15 protein-coding genes are annotated in these 14248 nt (G+C 61.6%); 7 read left to right on the top strand and 8 right to left on the bottom strand.

Annotated features, from left to right (window positions below):
- Positions 1–135 precede the first annotated feature (135 nt).
- A complete protein-coding gene (locus FFM53_RS08175; RefSeq protein WP_003569889.1) occupies positions 136–396 on the top strand; it encodes a DUF1344 domain-containing protein in 261 nt (86 codons plus the stop codon).
- A 98-nt stretch (positions 397–494) separates the two neighbouring features.
- Here the strand turns inward: FFM53_RS08175 and FFM53_RS08170 are convergent, their stop codons facing one another.
- From FFM53_RS08170 to FFM53_RS08155, 4 genes are all read right to left on the bottom strand, one after another.
- Positions 495–1085: a histidine phosphatase family protein gene (locus tag FFM53_RS08170; RefSeq protein ID WP_138328823.1), complete on the bottom strand. Its 591-nt coding sequence runs from the start codon at positions 1083–1085 to the stop codon at positions 495–497.
- A 23-nt stretch (positions 1086–1108) separates the two neighbouring features.
- A complete protein-coding gene (fabI, locus tag FFM53_RS08165) occupies positions 1109–1927 on the bottom strand; it encodes an enoyl-ACP reductase FabI (protein WP_138328822.1) in 819 nt (272 codons plus the stop codon).
- Positions 1928–2048: 121 nt separating this feature from the next.
- The gene (locus tag FFM53_RS08160; RefSeq protein WP_173883560.1) at positions 2049–3248 is read right to left on the bottom strand and encodes a DnaJ C-terminal domain-containing protein; all 1200 of its coding nucleotides are present in this window, start codon (positions 3246–3248) and stop codon (positions 2049–2051) included.
- Between the two features lie 289 nt (positions 3249–3537).
- On the bottom strand, positions 3538–3996 hold the full coding sequence (locus tag FFM53_RS08155; RefSeq protein WP_138328821.1) for an RT0821/Lpp0805 family surface protein: 459 nt from the start codon (positions 3994–3996) through the stop codon (positions 3538–3540).
- Between the two features lie 65 nt (positions 3997–4061).
- Here FFM53_RS08155 and pdxH point away from each other — a divergent pair, with 65 nt between their 5' ends.
- The gene (gene pdxH / locus FFM53_RS08150) at positions 4062–4682 is read left to right on the top strand and encodes a pyridoxamine 5'-phosphate oxidase (protein ID WP_011650750.1); all 621 of its coding nucleotides are present in this window, start codon (positions 4062–4064) and stop codon (positions 4680–4682) included.
- A gap of 5 nt (positions 4683–4687) precedes the next feature.
- On the opposite strand, the gene FFM53_RS08145 is transcribed toward pdxH, so the two are convergent.
- The gene (locus FFM53_RS08145; RefSeq protein ID WP_138387971.1) at positions 4688–5725 is read right to left on the bottom strand and encodes a polysaccharide deacetylase family protein; all 1038 of its coding nucleotides are present in this window, start codon (positions 5723–5725) and stop codon (positions 4688–4690) included.
- A gap of 262 nt (positions 5726–5987) precedes the next feature.
- Between FFM53_RS08145 and FFM53_RS08140 the strand changes: the two genes are divergently transcribed.
- The 3 genes from FFM53_RS08140 to FFM53_RS08130 all read left to right on the top strand — a co-directional run bounded on the left by FFM53_RS08140 (position 5988) and on the right by FFM53_RS08130 (position 8167).
- Positions 5988–7271 carry a D-alanyl-D-alanine carboxypeptidase family protein gene (locus FFM53_RS08140; RefSeq protein ID WP_138387970.1) on the top strand — a complete coding sequence of 428 codons (1284 nt, stop codon included), beginning with the start codon at positions 5988–5990 and terminating at the stop codon, positions 7269–7271.
- Positions 7272–7353: 82 nt separating this feature from the next.
- A complete protein-coding gene (locus tag FFM53_RS08135) occupies positions 7354–7671 on the top strand; it encodes a nucleoside triphosphate pyrophosphohydrolase family protein (RefSeq protein ID WP_064650537.1) in 318 nt (105 codons plus the stop codon).
- Positions 7672–7807: 136 nt separating this feature from the next.
- On the top strand, positions 7808–8167 hold the full coding sequence (locus tag FFM53_RS08130) for a DUF6678 family protein (RefSeq protein WP_138387969.1): 360 nt from the start codon (positions 7808–7810) through the stop codon (positions 8165–8167).
- Positions 8168–8237: 70 nt separating this feature from the next.
- On the opposite strand, the gene FFM53_RS08125 is transcribed toward FFM53_RS08130, so the two are convergent.
- The 3 genes from FFM53_RS08125 to FFM53_RS08115 form a co-directional block, all read right to left on the bottom strand.
- Positions 8238–8729: a GNAT family N-acetyltransferase gene (locus FFM53_RS08125; protein WP_138387968.1), complete on the bottom strand. Its 492-nt coding sequence runs from the start codon at positions 8727–8729 to the stop codon at positions 8238–8240.
- A 16-nt stretch (positions 8730–8745) separates the two neighbouring features.
- Positions 8746–10161, bottom strand: coding sequence for a metalloprotease TldD (gene tldD / locus FFM53_RS08120; protein WP_003545985.1), 1416 nt, complete (start codon positions 10159–10161; stop codon positions 8746–8748).
- A gap of 456 nt (positions 10162–10617) precedes the next feature.
- A complete protein-coding gene (locus FFM53_RS08115; RefSeq protein ID WP_171599150.1) occupies positions 10618–11286 on the bottom strand; it encodes an invasion associated locus B family protein in 669 nt (222 codons plus the stop codon).
- Between the two features lie 316 nt (positions 11287–11602).
- Between FFM53_RS08115 and coxB the strand changes: the two genes are divergently transcribed.
- Positions 11603–12487 (top strand): cytochrome c oxidase subunit II, encoded by an 885-nt coding sequence (coxB, locus tag FFM53_RS08110; protein ID WP_138387966.1) that lies wholly within the window; start codon positions 11603–11605, stop codon positions 12485–12487.
- Positions 12488–12504: 17 nt separating this feature from the next.
- A complete protein-coding gene (gene ctaD, locus FFM53_RS08105; RefSeq protein WP_138328814.1) occupies positions 12505–14205 on the top strand; it encodes a cytochrome c oxidase subunit I in 1701 nt (566 codons plus the stop codon).
- Positions 14206–14248 lie beyond the last annotated feature (43 nt).

Below are 14248 nucleotides of genomic sequence, written 5' to 3'. Positions count from 1 at the left end.
CCATCTTGATTATATTTAAAATCCTATTCATCAATTGGGCGGGAAAAGCCATTCTTACGGGCAATTTTCGCCATATTCAGGAGCTTATCTGTGGCCAGTCATGTTCTCGTGCAGCGTCTTAAAAGGATTGTCGCCATGCGTTTCGTCGTCGCCACGCTTTTGGCAACAGCAAGCTTCCTGTCACCGATGAGCGGTTTTGCCGAGAGCGCCGATGTCGAAGCGACGATCAAGAAGGTCGACACGGCCAACCTTGTCCTGACGCTCGACGACGGCAAGACCTATCAGGCACCCGAGGAATTCAATTTCGACGGCCTCGAAGCCGGCGTGAAGGTGATCGTCTTCTATACCGAGGTCGACGGCAAGCGCGTCATCAACGATCTCGATATCGTCAAATAGGCAGCAGATGGCTGCCTCTCACCTTACCGGGGTCGAGCCACTCGTCTCGACCCAGGCAAAGGTGCCGGCAGGCGGATGAGGGGCGGGCTTGGCAATCCCTACAGCCAGGCGATCGTCCGCTCAGTGGTTTCGATCCGGATAATCCGGTCCTGCGGGATCGCACCTTCCGCAGCAGTGCTTTTCGGCAGGTCGGCGATCGTCTGGAACAATGTGCGGATGACGCCGCCATGGGTCACGCAGACCGTCGGACGATCGACGGAGTTTAGCCATGAGCCGGTGCGCCAGGAGAGGATTTCGTAGCTTTCCGCGTCATCGCCGGGCGGGATGAAATCCCATTTCGAAGCGTTGCGTTCCGCCACCCGCTCGCGCTGCGTCGCCTTCAACTCCTTGATCGTCGAACCCTCCCAGTCGCCGAAGGAAATTTCCACCAGCCTCGGATCGGTGCGATAGGCAAGCGGCGGCAGGCCCATGGCGGTGCGCATGATTTCCATCGTCGCGCGCGTGCGCTGGAGCGGGCTTGCGACAAAATCGAATTCGTCGACCGTGTCGCCGAGAATCTCCGCCAGCGCGACGCCATTCTGCCGGGCCTGTTCCAGGCCCGTGGCATTCATCGGGATATCCTTCTGACCCTGCAGACGGCGCTCCGCATTCCAGTCAGTCTGGCCGTGTCTGATCACGTAGATAAGCACGGTCTCGCATCCCTATGGAGAAATCAGTCCTTGACGACGGAAATGTCGGGCGCGTCGACCGCCTTCATGCCGATGACATGATAGCCGCTGTCGGCATGGTGCACTTCGCCGGTGACGGAGCGCGACAGATCCGACAGGAGATAGAGGCCGACATCGCCGACCTCTTCGATGGTGACGGTGCGGCGCAGCGGCGCGTTATATTCGTTCCACTTCAGAATGTAGCGGAAATCGCCGATGCCGGAGGCGGCAAGCGTCTTGATCGGTCCGGCCGAAACCGCGTTGACGCGGATGTTCTGCGGCCCGAGGTCGACGGCCAGATACTTGACGCTCGCTTCGAGCGCGGCCTTGGCGACACCCATGACGTTATAGTTCGGCATCACCTTTTCGGCGCCGTAATAGGTCAGCGTCAGCATGGCGCCGCCATCCGTCATCAGCTTCTCGGCGCGGCGTGCGACCGAGGTGAAGGAATAGACGGAGATCTGCATCGTCTTGGTGAAGTTGTCGGCCGAGGTATCGACGTAGCGGCCGGTCAGCTCGTCCTTGTCGGAAAAGCCGATCGCATGCACGAGGAAATCGATCTTGCCCCACAGCTTTTCGACGTTCCCGAAAACCTCATCGATGGTGGCTTCGTCGGCGACGTCACAGTGGCCGACGAGCGTCGCGCCGATTTCGGCGGCGAGCGGCTCGACGCGCTTCTTCAGCGCATCGCCCTGATAGGTGAACGCAACTTCTCCGCCCTGCGCATGAATGGCCTTGGCAATACCCCACGCAATCGAACGATTGTTGGCGACACCCATGATGACGCCGCGTTTGCCTGCCATGAGGCCGGATGCTTGAGCCATATTTCGCTCCCTAGGATTCTAATCGATCCTGCCTATGGCATAGGCCGTTAATCGGTTCAAGCTTGGCCTGGATCATCAACTGTTAGGGATCGTAATAAAGGGTGCGAATGTCATAAAAATTTCACAGGAACAGGCCTTCGCGCATGCTCCGCATGAGATCGGTGATTTTGTCGTCGGGTTTTTCCCACAGGATAATGCGCAATTCGACGACGAGATCGCCTTTGCCGCCCTCTTCGCGGGGCAATCCCTGGCCGGGAATTCTAATTGTCTTGTCCGAGCCGGACCATGCGGGGATCGTCACGTTCAGCGGCCCGCTCGGCCCTTCGATACGCGCCTCGGTGCCGAGCACGGCATTTTCGATGCTGAGCGGCAGCACGGCGTGCAGATCGAAACCATCGACCGTGAAGCGCGGATCGGGTGCGATGCGAATGTTGATGACAGCGTCGCCGCGCTGCATGCCAGGCAGCTTGAAGCCCTGTCCCTTGAGCCTGATCTCGTGACCGTCGGTCGTGCCTGCGGGCAAGGCGAAGCCGATTTCGCGGCCCTCCGGCAACGACGCGGTGATCCAGCCGCTCTTCAACACGTCGTCGATCGTGACCGTCGCCGTCGTCACCTCGTCCGGTGCTTTATCGAGGCCGGTATCCTTGGCGCCGGTGAAGCGGCGCACCAGGTTTGTCAGGATGCTGAGCGGCAGCGACAGGTTGGCGGCATTTTGCCCAACTTCGCCCGCTTCTTCGTCGCCCTTGGTGTCGGGCTCGGCGGCATCGCCATCCATGCGCCTGCCGGCGTCGCCCTGTGCGTTTTGTGCCTGCTGATATTGCGCCTGCTGGGCGCGACCCTGCGCCTGGCCGCCGCCGGCCGCGCGCGCCTGGGCGCCAAAAATGCGATCCACCATCTCGTCGGCGGCCTCAGCGGAGCCTGTCTGTTGCCTGGAGCCGTCGGCGGCAGCCTTCTGGGCGGCGCGCGCCAGCTCTTCCATCACGCGCTCGGCATTGGCCTGCGCCGCCTTGGCGCGCACGGCCGCCTCGCGGGCGGCCTGGCGCTGCTGCATGATCGTCTGTTCGTGCTTCTTGGCTTCGGCCATCCGCAGGGCGTTGTCGAACAGGCTGCGTTTGCGCGGATCCTTCAGCGTTTCGTAGGCGCGGCCGATCTCGGCGAACCGAGCCGTCGCTGTCGGATCGTCCTGATTGTGGTCGGGATGGGCTGATTTGGCCATGTTGCGCCAAGCCGCCTTGATCTCGTCTACTGCCGCGTCGCGCTTGACGCCCAGAATTTTATAAGGATCGCGCATGTCAAAACCGCCGGTGTTGCGATGCGGCAAGCCTCGTCCTTGCCCGGCATCCCCGTCTAATAAAACGTGTGTGCGCCACCCGCCACGAAGGCAGGAAGAACCACTCTCAACGCCGATCCTGCGGCGGAGTTGCTAATCACTTGTTATTTCTGTGGAGAGATGTGGGGTGTTTCGCGGCGAATGGTTAGCTCTTCGCTAATCATTGGGCAGAAAGCCGTCGCACATTAACCTGTTGGCGACGGCCCCGCGTCTTTTCGAACGCGCAAAGGGACGCTGTATACTTTGAGTTCAGCTCAGGAGGCTCAGCTTTCCCACTGGATCAGCTTTCCGGCTGGAAGCTCAGAAGCTGCCAGTTGCCGCCGCCGACGAGGCAGGTCTTGCCGAAGAATTTGGCGATGCCGACATAGGAATGCCGGGTCGTGCGGAACTGGCGGCAGACCTGGCCGGACTCATTATTCTCGACGATCGTATCGATGACGCCGGCACTGCCGGTCGATGCGTTCGCCCAGGGAAGCGGCTGGCCCTCGAGCCTTTGCACATCGGCCGAGGTCACGGCGTTGCGCACGGTCATTTCGTCGGAAAGCGTGTCGGTACTCGGCGGTGTCTGCGGCACGGTGCCGGTTGCCACCGACCGGTCGACCTTGGCTTCACTCAGGAAATCCATGCCGCCGCCGACGCAGCCGGACAGCGACAAGATCGCGACGCCGATGACGAAGAACGCGCGGCTGCGTCGCCGCAGGCCCTTTGTATGGCGAGATGACTTTGCTATGACTTCCACCCTGCATCCTGTCCAGTTATCAAAAGCTGGGCGAGTTTTGAATAATCCGGGGCATTTGAACCAATATGTCGGCAAACGAGTTAACAAGCGGTGACTTTACCGAAAGTGGCGAGCCCTTCAAGCTCTTTGCCGAATGGCTGAAAGAAGCCGAGGTTTCCGAGCCCAACGACCCCAATGCGGTGGCGCTGGCAACGGTCGATGAGGATGGTCTTCCCAATGTCCGCATGGTTCTCCTGAAGGGATTCGACGACGACGGTTTCGTCTTTTACACCAATTTCGAGAGCCAGAAAGGCCGCGAAATTCTGGGCCAGAAAAAGGCGGCCATGTGCTTTCACTGGAAAAGCCTGCGTCGTCAGGTAAGGCTGCGCGGCCCGGTCGAGATCGTCACCGATGCCGAAGCGGACGCATATTTCAAGACGCGGGCGCGCGGCAGCCGCATCGGCGCCTGGGCCTCCAGACAATCCCGCCCGCTCGAAAGCCGTTTCGCGCTGGAAAAGGCCGTGGCCGAATATACCGCGCGCTATGCCATCGGCGAGATTCCGCGCCCGGCCCACTGGTCGGGCTTCCGTATCCGCCCGACCTCGATCGAATTCTGGAAGGATCAGAAATTCCGCCTGCATGACCGCGTCGAGTTCCGCCGCCCGTCACCGGAAGGCGAATGGGACAAGGTGCGGATGTATCCGTAAGGGCTTTACCTGCCCATCAGCTTCAGCGGTATGCCGGAGGCGAGCGCCGAGACGTAGCGTCGCTTCTGGTAGAAGCCGTTAAGCGAAATGCGTGGGAGATAGCCGGTCAATTGCGCTGACGGCAGCCCGGGCTGCGTGGTGACGGCGAGGGTAAAGCCGAGATTGCGAGCGATGCGTGCCTCGCGGGCGGTCGCCGCCTCCGGCGTGCCATAGGGATAGGCGATCGTCTCGGGACGGATACCGGTCACTGCTTCGACGTAATCCGCCGAAACCTGCATTTCGATTCGCGCTTCGGCTTCCGGCAGCCGGGCCAGCGCCCGATGGCTGATCGTATGCGCTCCGAGCGTTGCGAGCGGATGTGCCGCCAGCCATTGCAATTCGCCAGGCCCCATCACCAGCTCGCGGACGATATCCGTCGGCTCGATGCCGTTTTCGCGCGCCAGCAGATCAATGGCGGCAACGGCGCGCGCCTCGTCGGAGCCGTGGATGTAGGCGGCAAAGCGGTCAAAGGCATGCCATTGCTGCTGCGGGCTGTCGAGCACCAGCCGCTCCCTGCCGCGGCCGAAATCGAAATAGATTTCGCTTGGTCGGCGCAGGAGGATGGCGAGCGTTTCCCACCAGATGCTGTGAGAGCCTTCGGCAAAACCCTTGGCGACGAACACCGTGAACGGCGCCTGATGCCGCTCGAACACCGGCAGCGCATGTTCCAGATTGTTGCTGTATCCGTCGTCGAGCGTGAAGGCCGCGAAGGGCTTTGCGCCCTCGGGCTCCGCCAGCAGCGCCGGCACCTGATCGAGCGGCACGAAGCGGTAGCCCTCCCGCCGCAGCCGCCGCAGCGCCGCGTCGAGAAAACGGGGGGTGATTTCGAGATGCGCATTCGGCTCGAAAGCCTGGGCCACGTGCGGGCGGACATGATGCAGCGTGAAGACGACGCCGCGCCCGCGTGCTTGCCGCATCAGTCCAACCGAGGCGAGCAGCCAGGAAAATTCGAGCCCGGCGCCGATCGCCAGTCGCTTGCCCAATCGCTTCAATTGTCCCGTCATGCGGCGCTTTTCCCTTGCCTTTTCCGGAAACTAGCAAGTGCGACTTAAGCCTTGCTGAATCCCGATCCGGCACGGGTCTTTCATTTCCTGTTTACCAAGACGATGAAAAGACTAGAAAAATAATAGGCGTTGCCTCAAAGTCGCGCCAAACTTACGGCTTCTGTCACATTACGGCACAAATGCCGGTCTGACCGAGAGCCCGCATCAAGGGCTGCGCATCAGGGACCAGCGTATGAGGGGCCAGGGTATGAGGGGAAAGTGCATGAGAAAGCTTTTGGCGGCTGTTTTGACCGTAACGCTTGCCGTTTCGGCGCCGCTTGCGGCCCTTGCCGGCAACGCTTCGCTGATCCTCGATGCCCGGACCGGCAAGGTTCTCGCCTCCGAAAACGCCGATACGCTGAACCATCCGGCCTCGCTGACGAAGATGATGACGCTCTATCTCACCTTCGAGGCGTTGAAGCGCGGCAAGATCACCTGGGACACCCCGATCCGGATGTCGAAATACGCCGCTGCACGGCCGCCGACCAAGCTTGGCGTCAAGGCGGGCGGCACGATCACCGTGCGCGAGGCGGTCTATGGCATGATCGTCAAATCCGCCAATGATGCCGCCTCCGCCATGGGCGAGAAGCTCGCCGGCTCGGAAAGCGGCTTTGCCCGGGTGATGACGGCCAAAGCCCGCCAGCTCGGCATGAGCCGCACCGTCTTCGTCAACGCCTCCGGCCTGCCGGACGGCCGTCAGGTCACGACGGCGCGTGACATGTCGACGCTCGCCATCGCATTGATGAAGAATTATCCGAACGAATACCGGCTGTTTTCGGCGGCAAGTTTCAATTTCCGCGGCCGCACCGTGCGCGGCCACAACAATCTCATGTATCGCTACCAGGGCATGGACGGCATCAAGACCGGCTATACCAACGCTTCCGGCTTCAACCTCGTCAGCGCCGTCAGAGACGGCAACCGCCGCGTGGTCGGCGTCGTGCTTGGCGGCCGCACTGCCCGCAGCCGCGACGCCAAGATGGCTGGTTTGCTCGACCGTTATCTCGGCCGCGCCTCGTCTTCCGGCGGCGCAAAGCTGGTGGCGAGCGTCGGCGCGAGGGAACCCGTCGAAGTCGCGTCCGCCGCCGAGGCTTCCGATGTTCCGGTGCCGCTCAACGCACCGCGGCAAGTCGACGATCTCGCAGCAAAGAGCCTTGCCTATGCCGATGACGCCGTCGTGCCGCTGGAGCGTCCCGTCGCGATGGACGAGATCCTCAACGCCGGCAAGACGCCGAAGACATCGGCAGAGAAGACCAATGGCGACTGGCAGATCCAGATCTCGGCCGCACCGAGTGCCGATGCGGCGCGTGCACTTCTCGCCCAGGCGAAGTCGGAAGGCGGCGCACCGCTGGTGTCCGCCTCGCCCTATACCGAGGCGGTCGGGCAGGGGGCCAACAAGATCTATCGCGCCCGCTTCATCGGTTTCGCCAGCAGGGATGACGCTGTCTCGGCCTGCGATGCGCTGAAGCAGCGCTCCTATGACTGCATGCTGCTGCCGGACCACGGCTGATTGCCGCCCCGGCACTGCGGCAATTCACTCTGGACAAGCATCGGGAATCAGCGCCTCCTCCATAAACAAAAGGAGAACGCCCATGTTGCGTCGTCTTGCCGACCAGTTCGAAATCTCATCCTCTGTTCACGTCGCTGCCAACAACATCGAGCGTGATGCCGACTGGTTCCTGCTGAAGCTGCAGGAGGAAATGGGTGAACTGACCCAGGCATGGAACCGGCTGACCGGCCGCGGCCGTGCGAAGGGCCGCTCGCCTGAAGACATGCAGCGCGACCTCGCCGACGAGACCGCCGACGTTCTCGGCCATCTTCTGCTGTTTGCCCGCCACAACGATCTCGATCTTGCCGCCGCGATCGAACGGAAGTGGCTGTTTCGGCCGGCGGAGGTGCCGAAGAGCTGATGCATGCGACCTGAAGCGCGCCACATAAAGTCGTTCGATGTCACTCGTTTTCATAGCAGCTTGGCAGAAAATTTGAGGAGCTACTGTGGATCGGAAAATACGTAAGCTCCTGACCGAGCGAGGACTGGCTTCGCATATGAACGACTCGAAATGGCGGGAGCTCTGTGCAGGAGTAGAGGAACTCCCGTTTCCGCCTGCATATCAACTCAAGGTGCTCGACGAGAACGAGCCAAGTCCGTCCACCATTGAACCGGCTCCCACATACCGGGGCGATTGGGCTTCAACACCCGAGGCTGCATTGGGAGTTCGCGTAGAGTGGATCAAGGTCGCTCCAAGATATCAGCGCCACGTGGGACGGTTGCTCCCGCCGGTTATTGACGATTGCTCGGATCAACTGCGCTCCTTGCTCAGACGGCTGCGCATCCCCTTTGTTGAAAGTGACGAGTTTTTCACGATTTATGGACATGCGTCCGGCATCGATTTTGACACAATATGAACGGTCTCCTGTTTCAGAAACTCGTTCCCGTAGGCATGAATCTATCAACAAAACCTGTGACTTGCAGCCTTCAGCCGACCTTATAACGGTAGAATTTGCTGTCCACAGCCATCAGCGGGAAGGCGCGGGGCAGGGCGCTCTTGGCAATCTCGCTAAAGCCGTTCTTCTCGTAAAAGCGATGGGCGGCGACGAACTTGTCGGTCGTGCCGAGGAAGATATCGGTGAGGCCGGCATCCCTGGCATGGGCAAACAGCCGATCGAGAAGCAGCGCTGCCACGCCATGCTCGGAGCCGCGAACCGCAGCGGCAACGAACATTTTGCGCAGCGCCGCCTGGTTGTTGCCGATATCCTTGAGCCCGACCGTGCCGACGATGGCGCCGTCCTTGACGGCGACCCAGAACTGCCCCTTGCCGGACTGATAGAAATCCGGGATGACCCGGAGATCCGGTTGCGCATCCACGGTGATATCGATGCCGAATTCCTCGCGCTGGATCGGCAGGATCACCGAAAGCACGGCATCGGCGTCATCGGCGGTGAAGGTTCTGATTTCGACGTCCGCCATGACGGGTCCTTTCGCCTCAGGTCTGCGTGCCGCCGACCGTCACTTGATCCATGCGCAGATGCGGTTGGCCGACACCGACGGGAACCCATTGGCCGGCCTTGCCGCAATTGCCGATGCCGGTATCGAGCTTCATGTCATTGCCGATCATCGACACCCGCTTCATCGCATCCGGGCCGTTGCCGATCAGCATCGCGCCCTTGATCGGCGCGCCGACCTTGCCGTTCTCGATCAGATAGGCCTCGGTGCAGCCGAAGACGAACTTGCCGGAGGTGATGTCCACCTGGCCGCCGCCGAAGGAGACGGCATAGATGCCCTTCTTCACCGAGGCGATGATCTCCTCGGGCGTCTTGTCGCCGCCGAGCATGTAGGTGTTGGTCATGCGCGGCATCGGCACATGGGAATAGCCCTGGCGGCGGCCGTTGCCGGTCGGCGCCATGCCCATCAGCCGGGCATTCTGCCGATCCTGCATATAGCCGACGAGCTTGCCGTTTTCGATCAGCACGTTGTAGGCGGACGGCGTGCCCTCGTCATCGATGGTGATCGAGCCGCGGCGATTGTCGATCGTGCCGTCGTCGACGACGGTGACGCCGGGAGCGGCGACCATCTGGCCGAGAAGGCCGGCAAAGGCCGAGGTTTTCTTGCGGTTGAAATCGCCTTCCAGCCCGTGACCAACAGCCTCGTGCAGCATCACGCCCGGCCAGCCGGAGCCGAGCACCACGTCCATCGTGCCCGCCGGCGCATCGATCGCCTCGAGATTGACGAGCGCCTGGCGCAGCGCCTCGTCGGCGCCGTATTGCCAGCTGCCCTCGGCGATGAAATCGCCGAAGCCGATGCGCCCGCCGTGGCCATAGGAGCCGCTCTCCTGCCGATCGCCTTCGCCGACCATCACCGAAATGTTGATGCGCGTCATCGGCCTGATGTCGCGCACACGGTGTCCGTCGGCGCGCAGGATATCGACGACCTGCCAGCTTGCGGCGACCGAGGCCGTCACCTGGCGCACCTTGTCATCCTTGCCTCTGAGATAGGCGTCGATGTCCTGCAGGACCTTGACCTTCTCCTCGAAGCTCGGCTGGCCGATCGGGTTCTCGTCGCTGTAGAATTTCTTGTTGGTGCCCTGGGGTGCGGCCGCATAGGAGCCGGAATAGCCGCGCGTCACCGCGCCGACGGCATCGGCCGCCCGCTTCAGCGCCGCCACCGAGAGATCGCCGGCATGGGCATAGCCGACCGCTTCGCCGGCAACGGCGCGCAGGCCGAAACCCTGTTCGGTGTTGAAGCTGCCGCCCTTGAGCCGGCCATTGTCGAAGGTTAGCGCTTCCGCCTGCGCATGCTCGATGAACAGTTCGCCGTCATCGGCGCCGGACAAGGCCTCGGCGACAAGCCCACGCATCGTGGCTTCGTCGGCATCGAAAAGCGTCAGGAGATCGGTGGTCATGATATGGCTCCAATGGGCATGCGTTCAGGAGTGCACTTACTCCCTAGATAGGGCTCTACCTTATAGAGAGTGAAGCCCTGTCTTCGAATTATTCTTTGTTGGGGAGCATAATGTGGCGAGAGTCATCCAGACCCCAGGTCCTTACTGTCCGGTTCGCGCCGATGGGGACATGCCCTGCGAGAGCGAGCGAGGGACGGAGAGGGCGCGGCACAATCTCTTCTCCCCAGCGGGGAGAAGGTGCCGGCAGGCGGATGAGGGGGCCGCACGGCACATCCTTCGCGTAAACTCTATTCCGGTTGAAGCCCGCATGAGCGTTGTAAGGCAAGACCGGCATCGCGGGCCCCCTCATCCGCCCTACGGGCACCTTCTCCCCGCTGGGGAGAAGAGGAGTCGAGACGTCGCGATCTACCTACGTGCCGCTCTGAGGGGCGGACCCACGGTAGACGGCAGCTGCCCTCACGGCAGCGCGTCAAAACCTTCGGCAAAGCCCTTGAGGTCGACGGGGATGCCGATGCCTTCTTCCGGGGTCTGGAAGACGATGAAGGTTGCCTGCGCACCGCTACGGAAGGTCTTGAGCAGTTCATCCTCGAGCACGACTTCGGCATAGCAGCCGTCGGCGAAGCAACGGACGAAATAGGCGCGGCCGATATCCTTGCCGTCGACATTGAGGCCTAGGCCGTTCGGCAGCAGCACGCCAAGTGGTGCCAGCACGCGCAGGATCTTCGACTTGCGGTCGGCCGTCTTCAACACGACGACGGAAAGCCCGACTTCCGGCCGATCCTCGGCGATGACATTCTGCATCAGCGCGCATTGTTCGGTCGAAGCACCGGCCGGCTTGTCGCAGACGACGGACCATGCGCCATGATTGGACTTTACCGTGCCCGGCGCCGGCGGCTGCGTCTGGCCAGGTGTCACCGGTTCGACATTCGGTTTGGCGGCACTCGGCTGTTGCTGCGCCGGGGCGGGAGCAGGTGCCGGTGCGGCAGCCGGAGGCTTGGCCTGCGAGGGGGCGGGTTGCTGCTGTGCGAAAACGGGCGTCGTCGCTGCGGCCGCGATGCTGGCAGTCAGGAGAAGCGACTGCGCGAGGGAACGGAAACCCATGGAAACCTCTGGATATCGAATCATTGCGGCTATTGTTGAAGCTGCCCACCAAAAATGAAAAGCCCCACCCCGTGAAAACCGGGGGACTGCGGCGGAAATTGGACCTTTGCGAAATAATGTGTCGCGCGCGGATTGGCCGGAAAGCCGATTTTTCATATGCTGATGAAAAACTTGGGATGTTTTGCCGTTCTGACCTGCCTATGCTTTGAGCAAAAATGCCGCATAGACAATTGCTCTGACCTGTTGCGGCGAATGCCAAACTGTGGTTTGAAGCGCTGAAGATGGCAAGGATTCTGCGTTGTATTTTGCAGGTCAAGCGCTCGAGGGAGATAATAAGGTGATGAAGAAGGCTTATGCAGCCCTGACCACGCTGGTCTGTCTGCTTTTTGCTTCCGGCACATATGCCGACCAGCCCACGCCGTGGCAGGCGACGCTGCAGCCGGCGGCAACGCCGATCATGCGGGAAATCCACTGGTTCGAACAATATACCCTGTGGTTTATCGTTCCGATCACGCTCTTCGTTCTGGTCCTGCTCATCGTCGTCTGTTTCAAGTTCCGCGCCAGCGCGAACCCGGTTCCCTCGAAGACGAGCCATAACACGCTGATCGAGGTTGCCTGGACCGTGGGGCCGGTCCTGGTGCTTCTTCTTCTCGCCATTCCTTCGTTCAACCTGCTGACGGCGCAACTGACGCTGCCCGAAAACCCAGACGTGACGATCAAGGCAACCGCCACCCAGTGGCAGTGGAATTACGAATATGAAGGTTCGGGCGAAAGCCCGCTCGCTTTCGATTCCTTCCTGCTGAAGGATCAGGACCGCGCGGCCGCCGGCAAGGAAGACAAGTCGATCTATCCGCGTCTTCTCGCCGTCGATAACGAACTGGTCCTGCCGGTCAACAAGACGGTCCGCGTTCTCGTGACCTCCGCGCCGACCGACGTCATCCACGCCTTCGCCATGCCGTCCTTCGGCGTCAAGATCGATGCCGTGCCGGGCCGCCTGAACGAGACCTGGTTCAAGGCCGAGCGCGAAGGCCTGTTCTACGGCCAGTGTTCCGAGCTCTGCGGCAAGGACCATGCGTTCATGCCGATCGCCATCCGCGTCGTCTCCGAGGACAAGTATAAGCAGTGGCTGACCGCAGCCGCCAGCGACCTGCCCGGCGCCTACAAGTCACTCATGGCCGCAACCGATGGTCCCGCAAAGACCGTCAACGTCGCCGAAGCACAGTAATAAAGGGGATCGGGACAATGGCTGGACCTTCCGCTCACGACGATCATTCTCATGATCACGCCGCCCATCATGACCACGCGCATGACGATCACGATCACGGGCACAAGCCGAGCTTTGCCAATCGCTGGCTGTTCTCTACCAACCACAAGGACATCGGCACGCTCTACCTGATCTTCGCGATCATTGCCGGCATCATCGGCGGCGCGCTGTCGGTTGCCATGCGCATGGAGTTGCAGGAGCCTGGCATCCAGATCTTCCACGGCCTGGCCTCGATGGTCTACGGCTATGAGGGCGATGCCGCGATCGACGGCGCCAAGCAGATGTTCAACATGTTCACGACGGCGCACGCGCTGATCATGATCTTCTTCATGGTCATGCCGGCGATGATCGGCGGTTTCGCCAACTGGATGGTGCCGATCATGATCGGCGCGCCGGACATGGCCTTCCCGCGCCTCAACAACATCTCCTTCTGGCTGATCGTTCCGGCCTTCGCGCTGCTGCTGCTGTCGATGTTCGTCGAAGGCCCGGCAGGCGCCTATGGCACGGGTGGCGGCTGGACGATGTATCCGCCGCTGGCGACAAGCGGCACGCCGGGACCGGCGGTCGACCTTGCGATCTTCGCGCTCCACATTGCCGGCGCCTCGTCGATCCTCGGTGCGATCAACTTCATCACCACGATCCTCAACATGCGCGCTCCCGGCATGACGCTGCACAAGATGCCGCTGTTTGCATGGTCCGTGCTGATCACCGCCTTCCTGCTGCTGCTGTCGCTGCCGGTTCTGGCAGGCGGCATCACCATGCTGCTCACCGACCGCAACTTCGGCACTGCGTTCTTCTCTCCGGAAGGCGGCGGCGATCCGATCCTCTACCAGCACCTGTTCTGGTTCTTCGGTCACCCCGAGGTCTACATCCTCATCCTGCCGGGCTTCGGCATGGTCAGCCACATCATCTCGACCTTCTCGAAGAAGCCGATCTTCGGTTACCTCGGCATGGCCTACGCCATGGTCGCGATCGGCGCCGTCGGCTTCGTCGTCTGGGCCCACCACATGTACACGGTCGGCCTATCGCTCGACGCGCAGCGCTACTTCGTCTTCGCGACGATGGTCATCGCCGTTCCGACGGGCGTGAAGATCTTCTCCTGGATCGCGACGATGTGGGGCGGCTCGATCTCGTTCCGCACGCCGATGCTCTGGGCGATCGGCTTCATCTTCCTGTTCACGGTCGGCGGCGTCACCGGCGTCCAGCTCGCCAATGCCGGTCTCGACCGCTCGCTGCATGACACCTATTACGTCGTGGCCCACTTCCACTACGTTCTGTCGCTCGGCGCCGTCTTTGCGATCTTCGCCGGCTGGTACTACTGGTTCCCGAAAATGACCGGCTACATGTACAACGAGTTGGTCGGCAAGCTGCATTTCTGGATCATGTTCATCGGCGTCAACCTGGTGTTCTTCCCGCAGCACTTCCTCGGCCTCGCCGGCATGCCGCGCCGCTACATCGATTATCCGGATGCCTTTGCCGGCTGGAACTATGTTTCCTCGATCGGCTCCTACATCTCGGCCTTCGGTGTGCTGATCTTCCTCTACGGCGTCTTCGAAGCCTTCGCCAGGAAGCGTGTCGCCGGCGACAATCCGTGGGGTGAGGGTGCAACGACGCTCGAATGGCAGCTGCCTTCGCCGCCGCCCTATCACCAGTGGGAACAGCTTCCGCGCATCAAGTAAATTGCGCGGGCATCAGGACGCCGCACTCGATACGGCGTCCTGA

This window comes from Rhizobium indicum (assembly GCF_005862305.2).
In the GTDB taxonomy this organism is placed as follows: domain Bacteria; phylum Pseudomonadota; class Alphaproteobacteria; order Rhizobiales; family Rhizobiaceae; genus Rhizobium; species Rhizobium indicum.
This window is presented reverse-complemented; position numbering and strand designations above follow the sequence as displayed.

Coding starts and splice junctions, on each gene's coding strand:
- FFM53_RS08175 (WP_003569889.1), top strand. CDS start 136: ATGCGTTTCGTCGTCGCCACGCTTTTGGCAACAGCAAGCTTCCTGTCA.
- FFM53_RS08135 (WP_064650537.1), top strand. CDS start 7,354: ATGTTGCGTCGTCTTGCCGACCAGTTCGAAATCTCATCCTCTGTTCAC.
- FFM53_RS08140 (WP_138387970.1), top strand. CDS start 5,988: ATGAGAAAGCTTTTGGCGGCTGTTTTGACCGTAACGCTTGCCGTTTCG.
- FFM53_RS08130 (WP_138387969.1), top strand. CDS start 7,808: ATGAACGACTCGAAATGGCGGGAGCTCTGTGCAGGAGTAGAGGAACTC.
- fabI (WP_138328822.1), bottom strand. CDS start 1,927: ATGGCTCAAGCATCCGGCCTCATGGCAGGCAAACGCGGCGTCATCATG.
- FFM53_RS08125 (WP_138387968.1), bottom strand. CDS start 8,729: ATGGCGGACGTCGAAATCAGAACCTTCACCGCCGATGACGCCGATGCC.
- ctaD (WP_138328814.1), top strand. CDS start 12,505: ATGGCTGGACCTTCCGCTCACGACGATCATTCTCATGATCACGCCGCC.
- FFM53_RS08115 (WP_171599150.1), bottom strand. CDS start 11,286: ATGATTCGATATCCAGAGGTTTCCATGGGTTTCCGTTCCCTCGCGCAG.
- coxB (WP_138387966.1), top strand. CDS start 11,603: ATGAAGAAGGCTTATGCAGCCCTGACCACGCTGGTCTGTCTGCTTTTT.
- pdxH (WP_011650750.1), top strand. CDS start 4,062: ATGTCGGCAAACGAGTTAACAAGCGGTGACTTTACCGAAAGTGGCGAG.
- tldD (WP_003545985.1), bottom strand. CDS start 10,161: ATGACCACCGATCTCCTGACGCTTTTCGATGCCGACGAAGCCACGATG.
- FFM53_RS08145 (WP_138387971.1), bottom strand. CDS start 5,725: ATGACGGGACAATTGAAGCGATTGGGCAAGCGACTGGCGATCGGCGCC.